Annotated in this window: 23 protein-coding genes and 2 pseudogenes; 9 read left to right on the top strand and 16 right to left on the bottom strand. The window is 66.5% G+C overall.

Features of this window, described 5'->3' with window-relative positions; all coding sequences use genetic code 11:
• The 3 genes from VHP37_05875 to pyk form a co-directional block, all read right to left on the bottom strand.
• On the bottom strand, positions 1-174 hold the full coding sequence (locus VHP37_05875; GenBank protein ID HEX2825853.1) for a hypothetical protein: 174 nt from the start codon (positions 172-174) through the stop codon (positions 1-3).
• Positions 165-467, bottom strand: a complete 303-nt coding sequence (locus VHP37_05870) for a hypothetical protein (protein HEX2825852.1) — start codon at positions 465-467, stop codon at positions 165-167. Before VHP37_05870 ends, VHP37_05875 begins: the two co-directional genes overlap by 10 nt.
• A 354-nt stretch (positions 468-821) precedes the next feature.
• Positions 822-2231 carry a pyruvate kinase gene (gene pyk / locus VHP37_05865; GenBank protein ID HEX2825851.1) on the bottom strand — a complete coding sequence of 470 codons (1410 nt, stop codon included), beginning with the start codon at positions 2229-2231 and terminating at the stop codon, positions 822-824.
• Between the two features lie 132 nt (positions 2232-2363).
• Here pyk and VHP37_05860 point away from each other — a divergent pair, with 132 nt between their 5' ends.
• On the top strand, positions 2364-2705 hold the full coding sequence (locus VHP37_05860; protein ID HEX2825850.1) for an EF-hand domain-containing protein: 342 nt from the start codon (positions 2364-2366) through the stop codon (positions 2703-2705).
• A gap of 19 nt (positions 2706-2724) precedes the next feature.
• Here VHP37_05860 and VHP37_05855 read toward each other — a convergent pair whose 3' ends face one another.
• The 8 genes and pseudogenes from VHP37_05855 to VHP37_05820 form a co-directional block, all read right to left on the bottom strand.
• Positions 2725-3195 carry a hypothetical protein gene (locus VHP37_05855; GenBank protein ID HEX2825849.1) on the bottom strand — a complete coding sequence of 157 codons (471 nt, stop codon included), beginning with the start codon at positions 3193-3195 and terminating at the stop codon, positions 2725-2727.
• A 57-nt stretch (positions 3196-3252) separates the two neighbouring features.
• Entirely contained in the window at positions 3253-3759 is a 507-nt protein-coding gene (locus tag VHP37_05850; protein ID HEX2825848.1) for a universal stress protein, read from the bottom strand.
• Positions 3760-3951: 192 nt separating this feature from the next.
• A pseudogene (locus tag VHP37_05845) lies at positions 3952-4518 on the bottom strand (TerC family protein).
• Positions 4519-4869: 351 nt separating this feature from the next.
• A complete protein-coding gene (locus VHP37_05840; protein HEX2825847.1) occupies positions 4870-5862 on the bottom strand; it encodes a tripartite tricarboxylate transporter substrate binding protein in 993 nt (330 codons plus the stop codon).
• Between the two features lie 291 nt (positions 5863-6153).
• Positions 6154-7047 carry a universal stress protein gene (locus tag VHP37_05835; protein HEX2825846.1) on the bottom strand — a complete coding sequence of 298 codons (894 nt, stop codon included), beginning with the start codon at positions 7045-7047 and terminating at the stop codon, positions 6154-6156.
• 98 nt (positions 7048-7145) lie between these two features.
• Positions 7146-8138 carry a 2Fe-2S iron-sulfur cluster-binding protein gene (locus tag VHP37_05830; GenBank protein ID HEX2825845.1) on the bottom strand — a complete coding sequence of 331 codons (993 nt, stop codon included), beginning with the start codon at positions 8136-8138 and terminating at the stop codon, positions 7146-7148.
• Positions 8135-8614 carry a heme-binding protein gene (locus VHP37_05825; GenBank protein HEX2825844.1) on the bottom strand — a complete coding sequence of 160 codons (480 nt, stop codon included), beginning with the start codon at positions 8612-8614 and terminating at the stop codon, positions 8135-8137. The genes VHP37_05830 and VHP37_05825 overlap by 4 nt, the downstream gene beginning before the upstream one ends.
• Positions 8615-8624: 10 nt before the next feature.
• On the bottom strand, positions 8625-9395 hold the full coding sequence (locus VHP37_05820; protein HEX2825843.1) for an iron-containing redox enzyme family protein: 771 nt from the start codon (positions 9393-9395) through the stop codon (positions 8625-8627).
• A gap of 88 nt (positions 9396-9483) precedes the next feature.
• Here VHP37_05820 and VHP37_05815 point away from each other — a divergent pair, with 88 nt between their 5' ends.
• Genes VHP37_05815 through VHP37_05795 form a run of 5 tightly spaced genes read left to right on the top strand, consistent with a single transcriptional unit; the run spans position 9484 to position 12252 of the window.
• Positions 9484-9819 carry a 2Fe-2S iron-sulfur cluster-binding protein gene (locus tag VHP37_05815; protein HEX2825842.1) on the top strand — a complete coding sequence of 112 codons (336 nt, stop codon included), beginning with the start codon at positions 9484-9486 and terminating at the stop codon, positions 9817-9819.
• Positions 9820-9821: 2 nt separating this feature from the next.
• Positions 9822-10115: a ferredoxin gene (locus VHP37_05810; GenBank protein HEX2825841.1), complete on the top strand. Its 294-nt coding sequence runs from the start codon at positions 9822-9824 to the stop codon at positions 10113-10115.
• Positions 10112-10459 (top strand): 2Fe-2S iron-sulfur cluster binding domain-containing protein, encoded by a 348-nt coding sequence (locus VHP37_05805; protein ID HEX2825840.1) that lies wholly within the window; start codon positions 10112-10114, stop codon positions 10457-10459. The genes VHP37_05810 and VHP37_05805 overlap by 4 nt, the downstream gene beginning before the upstream one ends.
• Entirely contained in the window at positions 10456-11415 is a 960-nt protein-coding gene (locus VHP37_05800) for a tripartite tricarboxylate transporter substrate-binding protein (GenBank protein HEX2825839.1), read from the top strand. The genes VHP37_05805 and VHP37_05800 overlap by 4 nt, the downstream gene beginning before the upstream one ends.
• Before the next feature lie 48 nt (positions 11416-11463).
• Complete coding sequence (locus VHP37_05795) at positions 11464-12252, top strand: GntR family transcriptional regulator (GenBank protein HEX2825838.1); 789 nt, start codon at positions 11464-11466, stop codon at positions 12250-12252.
• An 18-nt stretch (positions 12253-12270) separates the two neighbouring features.
• Here the strand turns inward: VHP37_05795 and VHP37_05790 are convergent, their stop codons facing one another.
• From VHP37_05790 to VHP37_05780, 3 genes are all read right to left on the bottom strand, one after another.
• Positions 12271-12441 carry a DUF2970 domain-containing protein gene (locus VHP37_05790; protein HEX2825837.1) on the bottom strand — a complete coding sequence of 57 codons (171 nt, stop codon included), beginning with the start codon at positions 12439-12441 and terminating at the stop codon, positions 12271-12273.
• Positions 12442-12594: 153 nt separating this feature from the next.
• Positions 12595-13281, bottom strand: coding sequence for a trimeric intracellular cation channel family protein (locus tag VHP37_05785; GenBank protein HEX2825836.1), 687 nt, complete (start codon positions 13279-13281; stop codon positions 12595-12597).
• Between the two features lie 12 nt (positions 13282-13293).
• Positions 13294-14586: an amidohydrolase gene (locus VHP37_05780; protein HEX2825835.1), complete on the bottom strand. Its 1293-nt coding sequence runs from the start codon at positions 14584-14586 to the stop codon at positions 13294-13296.
• Here VHP37_05780 and gltS point away from each other — a divergent pair.
• Positions 14479-15881: pseudogene (gltS, locus tag VHP37_05775) on the top strand (sodium/glutamate symporter). The gene VHP37_05780 and the pseudogene gltS sit on opposite strands and share 108 nt — an antisense overlap.
• A 1-nt stretch (position 15882) precedes the next feature.
• Positions 15883-17391 carry a TAXI family TRAP transporter solute-binding subunit gene (locus tag VHP37_05770; protein HEX2825834.1) on the top strand — a complete coding sequence of 503 codons (1509 nt, stop codon included), beginning with the start codon at positions 15883-15885 and terminating at the stop codon, positions 17389-17391.
• Positions 17392-17466: 75 nt separating this feature from the next.
• On the opposite strand, the gene VHP37_05765 is transcribed toward VHP37_05770, so the two are convergent.
• Positions 17467-17742 (bottom strand): hypothetical protein, encoded by a 276-nt coding sequence (locus VHP37_05765; GenBank protein HEX2825833.1) that lies wholly within the window; start codon positions 17740-17742, stop codon positions 17467-17469.
• Positions 17743-17956: 214 nt separating this feature from the next.
• Complete coding sequence (gene ftsH / locus VHP37_05760) at positions 17957-19948, bottom strand: ATP-dependent zinc metalloprotease FtsH (GenBank protein HEX2825832.1); 1992 nt, start codon at positions 19946-19948, stop codon at positions 17957-17959.
• A 284-nt stretch (positions 19949-20232) separates the two neighbouring features.
• On the opposite strand from ftsH, the gene VHP37_05755 reads away from it, so the two are divergent.
• The gene (locus VHP37_05755; GenBank protein HEX2825831.1) at positions 20233-22356 is read left to right on the top strand and encodes a VTT domain-containing protein; all 2124 of its coding nucleotides are present in this window, start codon (positions 20233-20235) and stop codon (positions 22354-22356) included.
• Positions 22357-22386: the final 30 nt, after the last annotated feature.

The raw sequence follows: 22386 nt of genomic DNA, 5'->3' as shown, positions 1-22386 counted from the left end.
TCACGTGTTCTCCTTCGATAGCGGCTCGATGCGGGCTCGCATTCGAGGATGCAGCACCTTTGCGACCGCCCTCGCTGCTTCGCCGACAGCGCCGCTTTCGCGGGTAGCTTTGCGGAGCTGCTCGTGGAGCTCTTCGTGTTCGAGCGTCAGAGGTAATGGGATCGCTAATTCCATTCGAGTATCTCCTGATGGTTGGCGCAACGGTTTCTTCGCGCGTCGACAGAGTGTCGACCGTGCGCGTCCTCGCGACGCAACAGTTCTTCCTCGGTGCCACGCATGTCGGCCCGCACCCGTTGCAGCGAAGCCGAAAGCTGCTGAAACAGTGGGTCGGTGCGAAGCCAGCGCTGCTCGGCATGCCCCTGCGACATCCTTGCGGCGAGTCCCTTCTGCAGATCGGCTTCTGCCTCGTCGAGACGCTCCAGGCGATCCCGCAAGGCGGAGTCCTCGAATGCCGCATATCCTTTCACGATTCGCTCCTTTGCCGTCTGTGTCGGACCGTCGCCGGATCGACGGCCCCGATGACAAGACCAGTCTACAGATGGCAATTCGCGTCGATAAGCCATTCGTTTGGAACAACGCTGTTTCCGCGACCAGGGTCGCTGCAGGCTGTGTCGGCCGCTTCCAATAACAAGGAGAGTACGAGCCCGTTTCCTGTTCCGCAGAACATTGATGTAGATCAAGTGCGAGGGGAACAGGCACCCCCTTGGCATCGCCGCTTCAACGCTCGCGGCTTGAAGCACGGGACCGAGATCGCCGAAGACGAGCGCGCGCTAGATCGCGCTCAGCTCCGCATAACGTGTTCGGGTATCGCGCCCTCGGTCCTAGGCCGGAAGCCGTGCGACGCGCAGCATATCGTCACTATCGTCGGCGTCGGCACTCGACACGACGACAACCGATTGGTGAGGTTGCGCCAATGCGCGTGCATAGAGCCACTGTGCCGCTCGTGCCAACCGCGGCCGCGGGTCCTCCCGGTCAGATGCGTCAAGGGGCGACACACTCGAGACGAGCGCCAGAGCGTGACGGAGCTTCTCGGTTGCTGCGAACGCGAGTATCGGCGCGGTCGGCCGAAATTGGGCGAGAGCGGCGGCCTGGTGTGCCGTGCGCACGTCGATGACGATCGCCCGGGCGTCGAGCTGCTTCGCGAGCTGGCACGCAGAGAACGCAATCGCGTCCCCGGGGCGTACTGCATCGGTCGCATGCAACTTCGCCGCGGAGATCCGGGGTGCGTACTCGCTCTCGGTCGCGGCAACCACGCGTCGCAGGATGTTCACGGCAGCGACCGGATTGCGACCGACAGCGCTTTCGGCCGACAGCATTACGGCGTCCGTCCCGTCCAATACCGCATTGGCCACGTCCGTGACCTCGGCGCGCGTGGGATGGTCGTGCTCGACCATCGACTCGAGCATCTGGGTCGCGGTGATCACCGGACGCGCTCTCGCGTTCGCCGCCGCGATGATGCGCTTCTGAACGAGCGGTATCTCGGCGAGGTCGGTCTCCACGCCGAGATCTCCACGCGCGACCATGATGCCGTCGGCGCTTTCGACGATTTCGTCCAGCGACGCGAGCGCGCGGCGCTTTTCGATCTTGGCCATCAACAGCGGCGCGGCAGCATCCGGAAGACATTCCCGAACACGCGCGAGATCCGCAGCGGCCTGGACGAAGGAGACGCCGATCCAATCGACGCCTTGCGACGCCGCGAAGGCGAGGAGGGTGCGGTCCTGCGCCGTCGGGACGAGGCCCGGTAGATCGGATTCCGGCACGTTGAGCCCGGATCCCGATCGAACCGTGCCGCCCATGACGACCTCGCACGCCACGCGATCCGCCGTCGCAGCCACCACCCGCAGCTCGACGGCGCCGTCAGCGAGATACACGCTGTGGCCGGGCTGCAGGGCCGCAAGAACTTCACGCTGCCTGACCGGCAGCACATCCGCGCCGGGCCCGTCTTCGGCCAGGATCACGCGCGCGCCATCCGGTAGAGGCCGCGAGCCGCCGGCTATGTCGCCGAGGCGAAACTTCGGGCCGGGCAAATCGATCAGCACGGCCACGGGTTCGCCGCAATCGCGGCTGACCTCGCGCACCAACCGGATACGCCGTGCGTGATCCGCGTCCGTGCCGTGCGAAAGGTTGATGCGGGCTACGTCCATGCCGGCGCGCACCATTGCCGCCAAAACGCCCGGCGTGTCTGTCGCGGGTCCCAGCGTGCACACGATCTTGGTCCGTTGCCAGGTCATACCCGAGTCTCCACCTAGAACGACCTCATTATGCATTCCGCTGCACAAACATTCCCGTGCCGGGCGGCTTATCGCGAGCGCAGCCGGCGGCTACAGTGAGGGTTGATGAACGCATGTCAACGGAGGACCCCTATGAAATATGTTCTGCGCATGGTAGTAACCATAGCGGCGGCCGTATGGATGCAAGGCGCGCTCGCAAGCGACCAGTACAACTATGAGACCCGGGTGGGCAGGGAGCTGGCGACGCTGTTCGATTCGCTCGACCGCAACCGTGACGCGCAGGTGTCCCGTGAGGAGGCCGGAGGCGACGTCAATTTCCTGCCCGTGTTCGACGACATCGACGTCAATCGAAACGGCCTGGTGACGAGAGGCGAGCTGCGTGATGCCCTCGAGCGCCGCTACGGGTCCCACGCGGCCGATGCCGGGCTCGAGGTGTTTGCGGTGAGCGGTGAAGGGGCGGCAGGCACGCCGTGAGCCCGCCGCTGCACGCAGGTCATACCGGAACCTGCTCCGCAAGCAACCTGCGGATGTAAGTGACGAACTCCGGGTCTTCGCCCCTGAGAAGGTCGGGCAGCGCGGCGCGAAAGTCCGGCCTGTCGCACCACTCGCGCATATAGTCCTCCCAGGAGCTCCAGCGCCGCGCCTGCTGGGCCGACATGGACGTTTCGTACAGGAGGAGATACGCGCGCTCGAAGAGGGAGACCAGCATGTCGAACACGATGAGCTTGCGCTCGCGCTGCTCGGCGCTGAGACCCGGCGTCACGTCTTTCGAAAAGAGCCGCAGGTCAGGATTCTCCAGCGCGACCTTCAGGAAATCCTGGTAGTTGTCCGAGAGCAGCTGATAGACCTCCTCCTCCTCGTTCTCGCGCTCTTTGCGCTGCTCGTAGAAAAAGACGCCGATGGCCAACGGCAGGCCGAAGACCGTAACGATGTAGCTCAGGAGCTCCCAAGTCTCGGTGGACATGCCCTGTACTGTTGCATATCCCGATCGCGCCCGCCATCAGCGGGCGCCGGAACCCGTTCATTCGATTGCGGCGATCAGCAGGGCGACGACGGCCGCCACGGTGACCGGCGCGCCGTATCGCTCCAACGGGGAGATCGCGTCGCCCGCGACCACCCCCACCGGTACGGACGAGGATTCCAGGACCTTGAAGGTGGTCGAGTCTTCCAGGATCCGCGTGATGGAGTTCTTGCGTGCCGTCCCGATGAGGATCTCGGCGGCGCCGAGCGTCTCCGCGAAACGCACGATCGTTTCGGCGCGGTTGCCAAGCTGCACGTGCGAGCAGTAAGGGATGTTGAACTGCGCGAGAAGCTTGCGCGCGGGCTCGAGCGCCTTCTCGGCCTGGTCGCGATGGTACCCCATGCGGTCGCGGCGCCGCGCGAAGCGCGCGATGTGCTGCGAGAACGGCTCGCGCACGTGCAACAGATGGAGCTCGAGCGCTTCGCCGCCGACGGAGCGATTCACCGCGTGGCGCACGGCCTTGAGTGAATTGGACGAGCCGTCGACGGGCAGTAATATCTTTTTCATACGATCGTCTCCTTCGCGAGTGACCGCCGGGCGACAGGCCTCGGCGGGTGTTGCCGACACCGTCACCAGGTGTGCAGTGATGCGCTTGCCGACACCCCGTCGGTTCCCGGCGAATCCGCAGACGAGCGTCCCCGCGATGACCGCCAGGTAGATGACCACGGCTGCGGCGTCGCGCTCCGGCATATAAGGTGCGAGGAGCGGCTCGGACAGGACCATCTTTGCCGCCGTCCACGCGAGAACGCCGGCGCCGAAATACACGATGGCGGGATAACGCTCCACGTATTTGAGGATCAGCTGACTGCCCCAGATCATGATCGGTACGCTGATCAGGAGACCGAGCACGACGAGCATCACGCTGCCCTGCGCTGCACCGGCGACTGCGAGCACGTTGTCGAGTCCCATCAACGCATCGGCGACGATGATGGTCCGCATCGCTGCCCAGAAGCCCGCGGCCGGCCGAACGTGGTGCTCTCCATCCGCATTCGAGTCGAGCAGGAGCCTGTAGGCGATCCAGACGAGAAGAGCGCCACCCACGGCGCGCAGACCCGGAATCTCGAGCAGCCAGACGACGGCGAGCGTCATCGCGATGCGGACCCCGACCGCACCGACGGTGCCCCATACGATGGCGGGCCGGCGCAGGGTCGCAGGCAGGCGCCGCGCGACGAGCCCGATGACGATCGCGTTGTCGCCCGCCAGCACGAGGTCGATCACCACGATGGCGGCGAGGGCGGAAAGGAACTGCAGGGAAAAGAGATCCATGTGTGCTCCGTCAGCGTCCGACCAGGCCGTGACGCAGCGCTGCAAGCAGCGCTGGTGCCACGTGAGGTCTCGCTACCGCGGAGCGATCACACGATCGCTGGGCGCCGATGCAGCCGGAGCGTTTTTGGACTCGTCCTGACGGCCGCACCGCTGCAGCCGCGAGCGCGGCTGCCGAAGCTACTCCCCTCTATGAGGGCGTTGAGGGTTGGACAGCATTGCGGGCGAGGGATTGTCGACGCAGGGAAACACTGTTGTTCTCAAGAAGGGTTGATGGGCGGACGGACCGCGCGCATTGTCGGGGGTTGCATGCAGCACGGCCGTCCGCGGGCGGAAAGAACAGGTCCGCGCCTCTCAGAACGGCTTCGCGCCGCTCGCCTTGACCACCTTCTGCCATTTCTCCATGTCCGCGAGCAGGTACTTGCGGAAATCTGCGGGTGAGCTGCCGACCGCCGTCGCGCCTTGGGCGAAGATCGCTTTCTGGATGCCCGGATCGTCGAGCGCCTTCATGACCTCGCCGTAGATCCGGTCGAGCAGCGGCTTCGGAAGCTTGGCCGGCGCCATGATGCCGTACCAGCCGACAACCTCGAAACCCGGAATACCCGACTCGGCAACGGTCGGGATGTCCGGCATGGACTTCAGGCGCTGCGTCGACGTGACCGCGAGACCGCGCAGGCGCCCCGAAGACACGAGCTTCGTCGCCGCCGACAGGCCCATGAAGTTGAACTGATATTCCTTGCCGAGCAGCGCCGTCGTCGCCGGTCCGGTGCCCTTGTACGGGATGTGCGTCGCCTGAACACCGGTCATGAGCTTGTAGAGCTCGCCGGCGAGGTGCCCGCCGCTGCCGATGCCCGCCGAGCCGAAGTTCAGGTTCCCGCCCTGTTGCTTGCTCCACGCTATGAAATCCTTCAACGTCTTCACCGGCGTGTCAGGATGCACGACGAGCATGAGGCCCGCGGCTGTGAGCTGCGTGACCGGCGTGAAGTCGTTCACCGGATGGTAAGGAAGCTTCGGCAGCAACGCAGCGTTGATGGTGTGCTGGTGATACGGGACGAAGAGCGTGTACCCGTCGGGCGCGGCATTCATCGTGAGCTCGGCGGCGAGCACGCCGGACTGGCTGGCGCGGTTGTCGACGATGAACTGCTCCTTGAGGGTCTCCGAAAGCTTCGTGCTGAAGAGCCGCGCCAGAAAATCCGTGGTTCCTCCCGGGGCGGCGGGCGTGATGACGCGCACCGGGCGCTCCGGCCAGGTGGCGGCGCTCTGTGCCGGTCCGGACAGTGCGGCGCTCCACACGATCGCGCAGCACGCGATGCGGGTCGCGAGTCGGAAACTACGTTTGAAGCGCATTCTTTCCTCCTGGTCATTGGGTCGAGCCCGCACGCGCCGTCGCTCTTCGCGATGAGCGAGAGCCGACGACTGCGTGCCGCTTGTCGATTTCAGAACGGATCAGAGCCGAGTCGCGCGTAAACGCTTGCACCGGGTGCGCGCGACGAAGGTCGAGCTGCCGTCGCGGGCCAGGGGACGATGGACCGGATCGGGCGCTCGGAATCGGACTTTGCCTGCCCCACAGCTAGAGACCGGCGTGACTGCCGAAACCTTGCAGGAGCGTCGGCTCGCGGCAGTTCCGGAGGCTGCCCTTCACGAGCGCACGAGCAGAACGGGCAGGCGTGAGCTGTTGAGCGCGCCTTCAGCGACGCTGCCGAGCAGCGCGCGCTTGACCCCGCCGGCCTCGCGTGCGCCGACAACGAGCACGTCGGCGCGATGCGCGCGAGTGGCACTCAACAGGACAGGCAATGGATAGCCCGTCCGGATTTCGGTCTCCGTGCTCCAGCCGCTGGTCTTGAGGCGTCCGGCGGCGGTATCCAGTTCGGCCTGTGCCGCCTCGCAGCGCCGGGCGTTGAGTGCCGCGAGCTCCTGACGGAGCGTTGCACGAACGCCCCTCGGAAGACGCGCAGCTCGTGCCGGCAGCTTGTCCACCGGCTCGACGACCTTCACCAGCACGGCACGATTTCCACGCCCGGGTTCCAGTCGGCTGAGCAGGCTCACGGCGCGCCGGGAATTCGGGCCTCCGTCGTAACCGATGACAAACCGGGTTACGCTCGCAGGCGCGGTGCGCGCGACCAGAACCGAGCAGTCGGCGTTCGCCGCAACGGCGCGGGATACCGAGCCGGCGAGCAGGCGCTGGAACCTCCCGTGGCCCCGCCAACCCAGTGCGATCACGTCGGCGCGCGTGCGGCGCGCTTCTCCCAGGATGGCGTCGAGCGGCGCTTCATCGAGGATCGTCACCTCGGCCCCATCCCAACGGGAGCCGAGCAGGGCGCGTGCAGAGTCGGCCGCATGCCGCAAGCTCGCGTCCAGCGCGGCATCGAGCTCTCTGGATCGCAGCGCGGCGTAGCCGGCGCGGAGCGCGACGACGCCGTGCACGCGAACCGAGTCGGGCCAGGGTAACTTCATCGCGACATCTATTGCGGTCCGGGCAGCGGCCGAGCCATCGATCGCAATGAGGACGCGCATGCGCCTGGAAGTCGGCATCTATGCTCCTGACTGCTCACGCACGAACGAATGCCGCAGCTTACGCTTCAGCGATCGGCCGCGCATCGCAAATAAATCTTGGGCCTCGACACCGCGTGTCAGCGCGCGTCCGCCTGGAACGTGAAGCTGTCGGCGTAGATATACCCGGGGTCGGCGCCGTGCAGAGCGAACGCTTCGCGCGCCGCTGCGATCATCAGCGGCGATCCGCACAGATAAACGGCGTGCCCGGAGAGCTCGTCGCAGTCGTCGCGCACGGCGTCCTGCACGTAACCGCGCCGACCGCGCCATGAGGAATCGGGCCGCGAAAGCACCGGCTCGTAGCGAAAATCGGCGTAGCGTTCGCGCCACGTCGAGATGTCGCCGTGCAGATAGAGATCGGCAAGGGTTCGCGCGCCCCAATAGAGCGTGACCGGCGGATGTTCCGGCGCTTCGAGCAGGGCTTCGAGCATACTCTTGATCGGCGCAAGCCCGGTGCCGGTCGCTGCCATGACAATCGGGCGCATGTCGTTTTCGCGATAGAAGAACGCGCCGTGCGGCAGCTCGATCTCCAGCCGGTCGCCAGGCACGAGCTGCCTGAGCGCGCCGTCGGTGAAACGCCCGCCGCGTATGCAGCGGATATGAAAGTCGAGGTCCGGACCCGCCGGCCGCGACGCCATGGAGAAGTTGCGTGTGCCGCCGCGGTCCAGCAGCACCTTCACGTACTGACCCGGCTGGAACTCGACGTCGCCGCCATCCGCGGCGATTTGCAGGTGTGCGACGTCCGGCGCGAGCATCCGAACCGCGCGAACCGCGGCGGAGCATCGGCGCGGCGGCGACAACACCGCGCTGGCGATGGAGATCTCGACGTCGCTGGTCGGCTTCGCCTGGCATGCGAGCGCGAAACCGTCCTCCGCGTCTTCAGGTGTGAGCGCCATCGGCTCTTCGTCATAGACGACGCTGCCGGAGAGAAGCATCACGCGACAAGCGCCGCAACCGCCGAGCCTGCAATCGCAGGGCAGCCCCACTCCCGCACGCGCCGCCGCTGCGAGCAACGATTCGTCGCCGCGTGCGGCGAACGACTCACCGCCTGCGACGCGAACCGTGAAGGTCATCGCTTGATGTCGGCTTCGACAGTGACGCTATGGCCGTGGGGGCGCAGCACCGCCGCCAGCGCTTCGAGCGCGGCGAGCGCACACGCGGTGTCCTGCTCGCCGTTCCCGCCCGACAGCCCGATGCCGCCGATGACTTCGCCATCGACGACGATCGGAAAGCCGCCGACGAAGACCGTGAATCGGCCTTCGAAGCTCCACTGGATGCCAAAGGCTTCATTGCCGGGCAGGGCGGGGCCGTTCGGCGAGGTATTGAAGAGATGAGTGGAGCGCTTGTGCCCGGCCGCGGTGAAGGCCTTGTTCCACGCGATCTGCGGGCCCGTCACGCGCGCACCGTTCATGCGCTCCATGGCGAGCGGGTACCCTCCGTCGTCGACGACGCAGACGGTCTCGGCGACGCGTAGCGAGTCGGCTTTCTGTAATGCCGCGCGCACCATCGTGCGGGCCTCGTCGAGCTCGAGCTTGAGCGTCGCCTTCATGCGGCCCCGGTTACGCCTGGAGCAGCTCGCGTTCGTTGGGCGGCACCTGGTGCTCGACCCGATCGAGCTGGACGAGCGGGATGTCGCTCGCGACGTAGTCGTAATAGAGCGCGGTGGTGTAGAGCAGCCGCATCTGCGCGCCGATCTCGCAGATGCGCAGGCAGCGCTGCTGGAGCTCGGGGGTGTCGGCGCACTCGAGCACGATCTGGTAGCCGCGCTCGCCGTGGATCTCGTCCGAGACGATGTGCAGGTCGAAGAACTCGACCTGCTCGTCGGTGAAGCCGTACCTGGAGCGCAGCACCGGAGTCTGCTTGCGATAGATCGATGGCACCTGCGACTCCAGTCCGACGACGAGCCCCGCGACCGCGACGATCGGATCCTCGCGCATCGCGACCGCGAAACACCAGCTCTGCAGCCCGCGCGTGGTCGGCGACATGTTGTCGGGGTCGGTCACGCGCTCGCGCGTCGTGCCGCACGCCTCGGCAAAGCGGATCAGAAGGTCGGTGTGCCGGTCGCCGCCGATCTCTTCCTCGTACATGTTGTGCAGCAGGAAATCCTTCGCGTCCTGGAAGCGCGACGGCATCTTCGCGTAGATGTAGGCGAGGTATTCGGCGAACGGCCCGACATAGTGGTAGTGGTTCTCCGCCCAGCGCGAGAGGTGCTCGCGCGTCAGTTGGCCGCTGGCCCACGCGACGCTGAAGGGCGCCTTGTTGGCGCTTTTCCCCTTGATCGCGTCCTCGAGCGCGGTTCGAAACGTGTCCTTGTCCAGCAGCTTCGCCATGGCAGCCTCCGCGACAGTTGACAGCATAACTGTATACAGTATACAACTTATGCCGCGCGGATCAAGGCATGGCGGGCGGAAAGCGGATATGCCGACGGTCACCATCTACAAGGACGGCACGGGCTACGCGGCGGAGGTGCCGCCGAACTCGAACCTCGTCGTGCGCGCCGGGGTGAAGCAGTTCCCCTGGCCGCACCTGAAATACCGTTGCGGCATGGCCAAGTGCGGCACGTGCGCGAGCCGCATTCTCAGGGGCGGCGAGCACCTCGCCGCACCGAACTGGAAAGAGCAAAAGCTGCTGGGCGCCTATCTCGAGCAGGGCTACCGGCTGTGCTGCCAGTTGTGGATCCATCAGGACATCGAGCTCACACAGGACGGCGTGAATCTGCAGCTCGATCGGCAAGCCGCGCCGGGCGCCGCGTGACCATGTTCGCTATCGTGACGAGCAAACCCGGCCAGTTCCGCACCGAGCTCGCCGACACGATGCGCGAAGTCGAGCGCTACGACTACGTGTTCTGCGGACGCACGCGCGCTTCGTTCGTGATCGCCGAGCTGGCGGGCGACGGGAAAGTGCGGATCGTCGAGGAATCGGGAAGCGCCGCCGTGAACTTCGTGCCAGCGAAGCTGCTGCCGCGGTTCGATCGCATCGAATCAGCGCGTGCGGAGCTCGAGCAGCTCGTGCGCTTCGGCAATCTCGACGCGCAGCTCGTGAAACGATGACATCGATCGTCACCATCACCTTTCTCAACAATGCCCGGACCGTCACGGCACCGGAAAACAGCAACCTGCTCCGCATATCGATCCGGGAGCAGATCGGGCTGCCGTTCAAGTGCGGCGGCGGGATCTGCGGCACGTGCCGCTGTCTCATCGAGCGCGGCATCGAGCACACCGACCGGGTGAAGGACAAGGAGCGCAAGCACCTCACCGACGAAGATCTCGCGCTCGGCCATCGCATGGCGTGCCAGACGTTCGTCCTGGGCGACGTGAGCGTCTCCTGGATCCCGCTCGAGCAGCGCAAGCCCACGCCTGTCGTATACAACACGACCGCAGGAGGAAGCTCATGAAGCCGCTTCGAAGCATGTTCGCCGCGTCGGTCATCGCGTTCGCCGTCCCCGGAGCACTCGCGCAGCAGTATCCCGCAAAACCGGTCCGCGTCATCGTGAGCACGGTTCCGGGACCGCTCGACGCGTTCACGCGCGTCGTCGTTCAGAAGCTCGGCGAGCGGACCAAACAGAACTTCGTCGTCGAGAACCGGCCGGGCGCGGGAGGCAACGTCGCCACCGAGCTCGTGGCGAAAGCGCCGAGCGACGGCTACACCTTGCTTTCCGCGATCGACACGACGTTCACCGTCAATCCGTCGATGTACAGCAGGCTGCCGTTCCATCCCGAGCGCGACTTCGCGATCATCTCGGTGCCCGTCACCTATAACCAGATGCTCGCGGTGCACCCGAGCGTTCCCGCGAAATCGGTGCGTGAGCTGCTCGGCCTGGCGAGGCAGCGGCCGATGAGCTATGCGTCGGGCGGCAACGGCACGCCGAGCCACCTCGCGATGGCCTACTTTCTCGCGATGTCGGGCGCCAGGATCAATCACGTGCCGTACAAGGGGACGGGCCAGTCGATCGTCGACGTCGTCGGCGGCCAGGTCGAAACCATCTTCGCCGTCGTAACAGGCGTGTATCCCCACGTGCAGGCCGGCAAGCTCCGCGCGCTCGCCGTATCGACGCCGCAGCGCTCCGCGCTCGCTCCGGAGGTCGCGAGCGTCGCCGAGCAGGGTTATCCGAAGTACGACGCGTCGTTCGCGTACGTCTTCGCCGCGCCCGCGAGCACGGCGCCGGAAGTCGTGCAGATGCTCAATCGCGAGATGGTGGCGGTGCTCGCGCTGCCGGACGTGCAGGAGAAGAACCGCCTGTGGGACTACGTGCCGACCGGCCTCGATCCCGGCAAATCGTCGGTGTGGCTGCGCGACTCGCGCGCGAAGTACTCGAAGCTCATCGAGAGCGCCGGCATACGGGTCGATTGAGGCCCCGCGCGGTTGCCGCTGCGGCGGGCATGACGCAGAATGCGCCGCATGAAGAGACAGGCAGCGGGCCGCGGCGGCTCGGCGCGGGAGCTCGGAAGCGTCGGCGACACGCATTCATCGCTCAGCCAGCGCGTCGCCGACGAGCTGCGCCGGTCGATTCTCACCGGGCGATACGGCGTGGGCGAGCGGCTCGTCGAGGAACGCATCTCCGGGGACCTGCGCGTCTCGCGCGTGCCGGTGCGCGAAGCGCTGCGCATGCTCGCGACCGAAGGATTGATCGAGCTGCGCCCCCGCCGCGGGGCGGTCGTGTCGGCGCTGACGGTGCCGGCCGCGCGCGAGATGATCGAGGTGCGGGCGACGCTCGAAGGCCTCAACGCACGACTCGCCGCGCGCCACTGCGACCGCGCGGTGCTCGCGGAGCTCGAGGGGGTGCTCGAGCAGGGCAATGCCGCCGCGCACACCGAAGATCTTCCGCAGCTCGTCGAGCTCAATGCGCGTTATCACGATCTTCTTGCTCGCGCCGGCGCGAATTCGGTGCTCGGCGACATGATGCGCAGCCTGCGCGATCGCACCGGGGTGCTCTTCGCCGAAGTGCGGGTGCTGCGCGCGAGACAGTCCTGGGACGAGCACGCTGCGATCCTGAAAGCAGTCGCCGGCGGCGACGAGGATCTTGCGGCCACGCTGGCCACTCGCCACGTGCTCAACGCCGGCGAGCTCTATCTCACGCAGCTCGAATCGCGTGACGCCGGCGGCGCAGAGGCGGGCGAGACGGACGACCGCGCTGCCGCCCCCAGACCTTCAGCCACTGCCCAGGTGCGGCCCGTCAGACGCGCATAGTCTCCGCCGCGAGGCGCGTCACGACGCGGCGATCGTCGCGATCGTCGCGAAACACGTGACGACGATCGCTCCACCGACGATGCCGGCCACGATGATTTGCGGCAACGTCAGGCTGGCAATGTCGTCTCGATGATCGGCTGACTTGCGCACGCCGAAGAATCCCCACGCCACCGCTTTGGCGAGCTTCAAGGGGTTCGGCTTGCGGCGGGTTTTCGAAGAATGGTCCGAAGCGGCTCTGGACATGGCGATCTCCTGTTCGTTTCCCGACAATACCTGCGAGGCCGCAACTGCAACAGATACAGGTAAAGTCAAATTCGGGAGTAACAGTTGGAATCGACCGGCTCATTCGGGCGGGGAGCGGCCATCGCCCTCCGTCGTGTCCGATCTGGCCCTCGGCAGATGCCAGCCTCGGTACAGGCTTCCGAGGCGTAAACCGAGGCAGACGACCGCCCCTGTCAGGGTCGTGACTCCGGGCGGCGTGCCGAGCAGGTCGCCGACCACGACGATCGAGGCGCCCGCCAGTGCGGCAACGGCGTAGAGCTCGGCCCGAAGGACCGTCGGGATCTCCCTGAGCAGGACATCGCGCGCCATGCCGCCGCCGATACCGGTGAGCATGCCGAGCAGGGCCGCCATGGGCGCATCGAGACCGTAGAACAGCGCCTTCTGCGCACCCGTCACGGCGAACAGCGCCAGTCCGGCTGCGTCGAAGAGCTGCACCGGGTTGCGCAGCTTTCGAATGAGGGACGGGCAGTAGAAGGTCAGGATCCCGGCGCACACGGCGATGACCAGGTAGCGCCAGTCGACCAGCGTCGCCGGCGGGATCGCACCGATCAGCAGGTCGCGCAGTATCCCCCCGACGCTCGCGGCGACGAACGACAGCACGAGCACGCCGAACAGATCGAGCTCACGCCTGACCGCTGCGACCGCGCCGCTCAGTGCGAACACGAACGTCCCGACGAAATCCAGCAGCGTCAGGAACGTCTGCATGTAGGGCACGATGTCGGGCGTGATGTCGGCGAAGCTTTCCATCGGCGGGAGTCTCTACGCCGCCTCACCGGGGGCACCGAGCCACACCCGCGCGGCGAGCACGAGGGTCTCGACGCCGGTTCGCAGCGTCGGCTCGATCACCGGGGCGAAGCGCGGATTGTGATTGCTCGGCAGCTCGTTGATCTTGCCGTCTGCTTTCGCTTTCGCATACACGGCGGGATCGGTACCCCCGATGAACCAGAACACCGAAGGCACCTGCCACTCCGCACCGAACGAGCCGAAGTCCTCGCTTGCCGAGGTCGGGCCGGTCTCGTGCACGCGTTCCGCGGAAAAATAGTCGCGGAACGCGTCGCCCACCCGCCGGCTCGCATCGGCGTCGTTCACGACGAGGGCGTATCGGTCGAGCGGTGTGATCTCGGGCGGTCTCGGCGCCCCCGCCGCAGCGGCTTCGGCATGGACGATACGTTCGATCGCGGCGAGAACGCGCTTGCGCACACCTTCGTCGAATGTGCGCACGTTCAGTTTGATCAGCGCCTCGTCCGGAATGACGTTTTCCTTCGTGCCCGCCTGCAGCGCGCCGATCGTCACCACCGCCGCTTCGGTCGCGGCGAGCTCGCGGGAAACGATGGTCTGCAGGCGCAAAACGGTCGCGGCAGCCATGACCACCGGATCGACGCTTGCCTGCGGCATCGAGCCGTGCGCCCCGCGTCCGAACAGACGGATCTGCAAGCTATCGCCTGCCGAGGTCACGACGCCCCGGCGTCCCCCGACCGAGCCGGCCGGGCCGACCATGACGTGCTGGGCCAGGACGACGCTGGGTTTCGGGAAACGCCGGAAGAGGCCGTCGTCGATCATCGCGCGCGCTCCTTCCGCCGTCTCTTCCGCGGGCTGGAACACCGCCATCACCGATCCGCTCCACGTGTCGCGCGACTGTGCGAGCACCGCGGACGCGCCCGCCAGACATGCCGTATGCATGTCGTGGCCGCACGCGTGCATCACCGGCACGGTGTTGCCGTCGCGATCGGTCGCCGTCACCTTGCTCGCATACGCGAGACCGGTCGCCTCCGCGACGGGAAGCGCATCCATGTCGGCGCGCAGCATGACCGTAGGGCCGTCGCCGTTCCGCAACAAGCCGACGACGCCGGTTCCGCCGATGCCTGTCGTAACGTCGTAACCCGCGTCCTGAAGGCGTCGGGCGACGATGGCCGCGGTGCGCGCTTCCTGCAGCGACAGCTCGGGATGCGCGTGGAGATCCATGTAGAGCGCCTCCAGGCCGGGCAGCAGCGCATCCAGTCCGCCAAAAGCGCCATCATCCGGACCGCGTGGGGTGTTCGTAGACGTGCTCATGATCGCTCTCCGAAGTTTGCATTCGACGCGCCTGTGATATTGTCCCTCCGCCGAGGGCTTGCGTGGAATTTCCGGTCGCAGGAGCGCCGTAATGATATTGGCGGTATGAACCTACAGCCACTCCCCTCCATCTTCGCGGCCGTCGTGGTGCTGCTGGTCGGCACACTCGTCAATCGCAGGCTCCGCTTTCTGGCGAAGTACAACATCCCCGATCCCATTACCGGCGGCTTGCTCTTCGCGCTCGTTGCGTCGATCCTGGCTGCGGCCGCCGGTTTTCGGCTGGGCATCGACAGTCGACCAAGCCGACGCTGCTGCTCATGTTCTTCGCGGGCGTGGGTCTTTGCGCCGACCTGCGCAGCCTCCGGCGCGGCGGCAAGGCCTTGCTCGTCTTCCTCGTCGTATTGTTCCCTTACATCCTCGTCCAGAACGTCCTGGGCCTGGCCGCGGCCAAAGCGCTCGACCTGCATCCGATCTTCGGATTGGTGGCCGGCTCGATCACGCTCGTCGGCGGGCATGGCACGGGTGCGGCGTACGCCGAGCGCTTCGCGGAGGTGAACAATCTGCAGCTGGTCATGGAGATTTCCATGACGATCGCCACGATCGGATTGATCATCGGCGGAACGATCGGCGGGCCGGTGGCGGAACATCTGATCACCCGCCACAAATTGCGCTCGCCGGCCGCGTCGGAAGACGTCCGGGTCATCGACACCGAGCCGCTGCGGCCGATCACGATGGTGGGAGTGGTCGGCGCTCTCGCCGGCATCCTGGGCGCGGTGCTCGTCGGCGGCTGGGTCGAGCGGCGGTTCGCCGGCGGGGCGATCACGGTGCCCGCTTTCCTGTGGTGCATGATGGCCGGGATAGCGATCCGTAATCTCGCTCCCTTCGCCAGGATTACCTTCGACGATCGCGCGACCGACCTGATAGCGACGGTCTGCCTGTCCCTGTTTCTCGTCATCACGATGATGGCGTTGGACGTCGTCGAGGTCGCGCGCTCCGCGGGACCGTTCCTCGTCATCATCGCGCTTCAGATGTTATTCATCGTCCCGTACGTGATCTACGTGTGCTTTCGCTTCATGGGGCGCGATTACGAGGCAGCGGTGACGTCCGCGGCATTCATCGGATTCAACATGGGCTCGACCGCCACCGCCATGGCAAACATGCAGACGATCACCGGAAAGTACGGCCATGCACCGCAGAGTTACCTGATCGTGCCGCTTTCCGGGGCGTTCTTCATCGACATCATGAATGCGTTCGTCATCACGTTCCTCCTGACGCTGCCGTTCATCGGAGGGTAGGGTGCGGCTCGCGCTCGCGATCCTGCTGGTTTTCATCGCAGGCTGCGGCGGCGGGCCTGACGTCGCCATGCTGAGGCGGGACGTCACGGCGCGTCTCGACCAGGCGCTGCCGCCGGGCACGCTCGCCGTCGCGAGCCTCGAGCGCAAAGGCTCGCAGTCCGATCCCGGCGCTCCGCAGGGCGAAACGCGGCGTACGATCTACTTCGACGCCGAGCTTCGGCTGACGCGGGATTTCGACTTCGGCGCGTGGGATGCCCCCGGTATTGCAGGCCTCATCTCCGCGTTTGGCGCGGGTCCCAAAGGCATCAGCGGGATCACGCCCGGCGGCAACAAAGCCGGAGACGTCCTGCGCATCCACGGCACTGCGCTGTACTCGCGTGCGGGGACTGCCTGGCGGCAGGTGGTTCCCGCGGGCTATGAACCCGAAGCGGCGCCTGCTTACGCCACGACCATGCCGCAGCACGGTGTCGCCACCGCGTTCGAGGCGATGCGCAAGGTCGTCGAGGCGGTGCCGGTAGGCGCTGCGCCTGCCCAGCGAGCGATCATCGAGGAGGAAATGACCGCGGCGGCTGCCGCGATCCGCTCGCGACTCGCGCGCGCGGCCAACGGCTACGCGATCGCCGCCGGACCGGAGCACGGGCAGTATCTGCGTCTCGCCCAGGCGCTTGCCAGGTCGGAGGCGACACGCATCGTGCCGCTCGTGACCCGGGGAGGCGACGATAACCTGCGGCTCTTGCGCGACGGCAAGGCTACGCTCGCCTTGTCACAGGCGGACGCCGCGCTCGATGCGTATCGGGGCCGCGGAAGCTTTGCCGCCGAAGGGCCGTATACCGGTCTGCGCGCGATCGGAAGCTTGTATCCGGAGCCCATACAGGTGCTGGTGCGCGGCGACGGCAACCTGCGACAGATGGCGAACCTCGCCGGGCGACGCGTCGCCATCGGTCCGATCGGTTCCGCCGCGCGTTTGACGGCGCTGAGCGTGCTCGCGGCACACGGGCTGCGAATCGACGAGATACGACCGCTGGAGGTGCCGTTCGGGGAAGCCTTGCCGATGCTCCAGCGCAAGGAGATCGATGCCGTCATTCACGTCATCGGAGTCCCGGCGGACAGCGTTCGCGCTGCGCTCCTCGCCGTTCCGCTGCGGCTGGTCCCGTTGTCCGGACCCGCGATAGAAAAGCTCGTCGGCGGCGACCGGACCTATATCGAATACGTGATTCCGCGCGGAGTGTATGCGACGCAGGACGAAGACGTACGCACCATAGCGACGGCCGCGGTGCTGCTGGCCGCCGGAGACCTCTCGGAGACGGAGATCACCGCCATCACCGGTTTTGTTTTCGGCGGAAGCCGCGATCTTGTCGCACTCGGCAGTGCGCAGGGCGCGCAGATCTCCGCAACCACGGCCCGGCGGGGTCTGCCGATACCGCTACACGCCAGCGCCGCGAAAAAGCTGGACGAGCTGGCCGCGGAAGCGAAGCGGCCCGGCGACGCGCCGCGCGACCTCCGTAAATAAATCATGGAAGGGGGGCCGCGCAGGAAGGCGCCTTCGCAGCCCGGGCGCGACGGCCGATCCCGTCCCGAAACGCGCTTACGCGCGCGCCGCCTCGCCGCGGAAAAGCGACCGGAGAGACCACGTCGGCCGCCGGCGCGGCGCCGCCGCGCGTCGCTCCGCTTCCTGCCGGGCACCTTTCAGCTCGTCGCGAAGGTACGCGTGGATCGACGTGAGCCGCTGGTGAAGCGGGTCTGAAATGACGGAGCGCCCGCTGTGCTCGAGCGTAGCGGCTACGCTGGCCGCCCGGACCCTGAAATCTTCGGCGTCACGCTCGAGCCGATGCATTTCCTCGTGCAATTGGACGTCGTCCATCGCCTTTATGCGCCTCACTTTATCGTCTCCTTTTTCTGAACATGCCTTTGCTTCCACAGAAAGGCAATCGTCGCATGCGGCGCCGCTTCGATAAACCGCCGTACGGGAACAATGCTGTTTCCGGGTTCGAGCAGGTCGCCCCGGCGTGCCGGCGTTCGGGATCGTCGATAACGTGCTGCGGCCGATGCTCGCGGGCAAGGATCTCGTCACCTCCTCAGGAGCGCGCGCTGTCTGCAGCGATGTGCAGCGGCGTGTTCTCGAGCTCGGGCGCCGGCGGCAGCCCCGTCACTTCGAGTATCTCGTGCTCGTTCAGCGTCTCGCGCGCCATCAGCGCCTGCACCAGCGCGTCGAGCTGCCCGCGATACTGCGCGAGCAGGCGTTTGGCTTCGCTGTAACACTCGTCGATGATACGGCGCACTTCGCTGTCGATGAGCCGCGCGGTGTCTTCGGCGAGCGAATTGTCGCGCACGAGACCGGCAGCGCCGCCGAGATAGGGATTCTGCCGCGGCGCAAGCTGCACCAGTCCGACCTTGTCGCTCATGCCCCAGCGCGTCACCATGTTGCGTGCGAGCTGTGTGGCCTGCTCGATGTCGTTCTCGGCGCCCGTCGTGCGGGTTCCGTAGACGACTTCTTCCGCCGCGCGTCCACCGAGCATGCCGACGATGCGCGCACGCAGGTAAGCCTCGGGATAGTTGTAGCGGTCGGTCTGCGGTCGCTGATAGGTGACGCCGAGCGCCATTCCCCGGGGGACGATCGTCACCCGGTTCACCGGATCCGCGCCCGGGACGACCAGACCGAGGATCACGTGACCGCCTTCGTGGTAGGCGATCCGCTCACGGTCTTCGCGGCTGAGCAGGATCGGCCGCTCGGGCCCGAGCACGATCTTTTCCAGCGCATCCATGAAATCCGCCTGCCGCACCTGATCCTGATTGCGGCGTGCGGCGAGCAGCGCCGCTTCGTTGACCAGGTTCTTCAGGTCCGCACCCGACAGACCCGGGGTGGTGGAGGCGATGCGTTCGGGATCCACATCGTCGGCGAGCGGAACTTTGCGCGTATGGACGCTGAGGATCGCTTCGCGGCCTTTGCGGTCCGGAAGATTCACCACGACCCGCCGGTCGAAGCGCCCCGGCCGCAGAAGGGCCTTGTCGAGCACGTCGGGCTGGTTGGTGGCGGCGAGCACGATCACGCCTTCACGGCTCGAAAAGCCGTCCATCTCGGTCAGGATCTGATTGAGCGTCTGCTCGTGTTCGCTCGACGCGCCGCCCATGGCGATGCCTCCACGGGCGCGTCCGATCGAGTCCAGTTCGTCGATGAATATGATCGCCGGCGCATGTTCGCGCGCCTGCTTGAACAAGTCGCGCACCCTCGCGGCGCCCACGCCGACGATCATCTCCACGAACTCGGCGGCGCTCATCGAGAAGAAGGGCACGCCCGCTTCGCCGGCCACCGCGCGTGCGAGCAGCGTTTTCCCCGTTCCGGGCGCGCCGACGAGCAAGACCCCTTTCGGGGCCGTGCCGCCGAGGCGCGTGTACTTCTCGGGCGATTTGAGGAAGTCCACGATCTCCACGAGCTCGTTCTCGGCCTCGTCGATGCCGGCGACGTCATCGAAGGTCACCTTCGTGTCCTGCTCCTGATCGAAGCGCCGGGCATTGCTCTTGCCGATGCCCATGAGCCCGCCCATGCCGCCGCCCTGCCGGGCGCGGCGGTAGAGCCAGACGTAGAAGAGGATGATCAGGAGCGCCGGTCCGAATCCGTAGAGCAGCATCGGAACGAGGCCGGTACCCTGCTGAATCGGCCGGGCGCTGATTTCCACGCCGTGCTCGATCAGGAATTTCTCGAGACCGGGATCGACGAACGACGGCAGTGTGGTGTCGAAATGGCTGGCGGTCTTGGGCTCGCTGCGTCCGCCGTCCATTCGGTTGGCCAGCCAGCCGGTAAGCCCGCCGCTGTCGGACGCCTTCTTCGCCGCTTCTACGCGCTGCTGCTCGTCGGACGAGAGCGGAACGCTGACCGGCGACTTGAACCGGCCCGTCATGGTCTCCCCGTGCGCGTAAATCGATTCCACGTTCTGGTTGGCGACTTCCTGCCTGAACAACGTATAGGGAACCGTGACGGGCGCCTCGGCGCCCGGCATGAGCAAGCTGGTGATCGTGTAGTTCACGAGGAGCGCGATAGCGAACCACATCCACACCCGGCGTGGAGGCATTCTGGGTTGCGGCTTGTTGTCTCCGCTCGCACCGGTTCCGCCGGCGGGTACACGAGAGGGCGCTGACGGACTGCTATTGCGCATGGATGTCTGGCTGATCTTGTTCATGAGGTCTCCTCATGCCGTGCCCGGATCGGAGCCCGCTCCGTAGACGCGGCATAGGTGACGGCCGTCTATTCGGCCGCCGCGCGGGTTCCGGCGTTCGCTGAAGCTCGCCGCGGCTCGATGCAACGTAAATGCCGCCGCGGGTGCACGCGGCGGCGCTGCGCCTACAATCGTCCTTCGTGACGAAGAGGCTCCTGATTCCGGGACGCAATTGCTGGCGCGTCGAGCGCGCGCGACGCCTCGCGTTTTTCATCGATGCCGCTCCGTATTTCGCTGCCGTGCGCGCCGCCATCCGGCGGGCGAAACGCAGCGTTTTCATACTCGGCTGGGATTTCGACAGCCGCATTCTGCTCGTGCCGCAGGGCGCGAACGACGGCTATCCCGAGCCGCTCGGTGAATTTCTGAAAGAAGTCGTACGCCGCGAACGCGACCTTTCCATGTACGTGCTGTCCTGGGATTTTGCGATGGTATACGCGGGCGACCGCGAGTGGTTGCCTCTCTACAAGCTCGGCTGGAAAACGCATCCGCGGCCGCGCCTGGAGTTTCGCCTGGACGACAGGCATCCGTTCAGTGGTTCGCATCATCAAAAGGTGGTGGTGGTGGACGATTCAGTGGCCTTCGTCGGCGGCCTCGACCTCACTCACGGCCGCTGGGACACTCCGGAGCACGAGGCCGTGCAGCCCTATCGGCTCGACGCGCAGGGCCGGCAGTCGCGCCCGAATCACGACGTGCAGGCGATCGTGGAAGGCCCGGCCGCACGGGCCCTGGGCGACCTCTGTCGCGACCGGTGGGTGCGCGCGACGGGCAAGCGCCCGGCCGGTTTCAGCGCCGCCGCGAGCGACCCGTGGCCGGCTCACGTCTCGCCCGAGATCACCGGCATCGACGTCGCGATCGCTCGCACCGATCCGGGATACCTCACGCGACAGCCGGTCCGGGAGATTCGCCGGCTCTACGCCGATGCCATTGCCGCGGCTCGGCGTTCGCTCTATCTGGAGAACCAGTATTTCAGCTCGAGCGTGGTCGGCTCCGCGCTCGCCGCGCGCCTGCGCGAAAAGGATGGCCCCGAAGTCGTCGTCGTCTCTCGTCTCACCGAGGAGGGCTGGCTCGAGACGCGAACGATGGGTCTGCTGCGGGCGCATCTGCATCGCAAGCTCGCCGAGGCCGATGCGAACGGTCGTTACCGGCTCCTGTATCCGCACATTCCCGGCCTCGACCGGCCGCACCTCCTGAACGTGCACAGCAAAGTGCTCGTCGTCGACGACGAGCTCGCCAGCGTAGGCTCGGCGAATTTCAACAACCGCTCGATGGGCTTCGACACCGAGTGCAACATCGCGATCGAAGCGTGTGGAGACGACCGCATACGCGGACTGATCGCGAGCCTGAGGAATCGCCTGCTGGCCGAGCATCTTGCGACCACGCCCGACGTGGTCGGCCGTGAGATCGGGCGTGCCAGTGGCAGCGTGATCGAAGCCGTCGAAGCGCTGAGGCGGCCGGGCCGCACGCTGGAGCCGATCGATCCGCCGCTGTCGCCCGATGTGGAGTACCTGCTTCCGGCGAGCGCGCTCGTCGACCCGGAAAAGCCGGTCGACCCGGAAGCGATGCTCGTCGAGCTCGTGCCTCCCGACGCGCGCAAACCTCTCGCGGTTCGCGTAGCGCAGTATTCGGCCGGGCTGCTCCTCTTCGCCGCGCTCGCGGCGATCACGCGCTGGACGCCGGTGCGCGAGTGGTTTGCTCTCGGAGCGCTGATCGGCGCTGCGCGCGACGCGGCGGACGCCCCGGGTGCGGGGCTCGCGGCCGTCGCCGCATTCGTGCTCGGCGGCTTCCTCGCGTTTCCGATCACGGTGCTCATGGTCGCCACCATCCTCGTTTTCGGACCGTTCGCGGGCGGCCTTTACGCATTCGTCGGGGCGCTCCTGAATGCGGCGGCCACCTTCTGGCTTGGATGGCGCCTGCGCCGTGACACGGTGCGGCGCATTGCGGGTGACCGTCTCAACCGCATCACCCGCAGGTTCACGAGGCGGGGCATCGTCGCGCTCGCCGTCATCCGCCTGCTGCCGATCGCGCCGTTCCCGGTCGTGAATCTCGTGGCCGGCGCGTCCCGTTTGAGATTTCGCGACTTCCTCGTGAGTACCGCGATCGGCGTTGCGCCCGCGCTCGTGCTGACGATCGTGTTTCTCGATCGCGCCGAAGCAGCGATTCGAACGCCGCGGCCGGACACGGTCGCGGGCCTGGTCGCCGTATCGGCGTTCCTCCTTGCCGGCGCGCTTTTCGTGTGGCGGCGCTTCGGGCGCGACGCGCGGTAACCGCACGCCGGGTCCCTTCGGGAATGCGCG

The sequence above is a fragment of the Burkholderiales bacterium genome (genome assembly GCA_036262035.1).
In the GTDB taxonomy this organism is placed as follows: domain Bacteria; phylum Pseudomonadota; class Gammaproteobacteria; order Burkholderiales; family SG8-41; genus JAQGMV01.
Note: the sequence above shows the minus strand (reverse complement) of the source record. Positions and strands in the feature narration are given on the sequence as shown.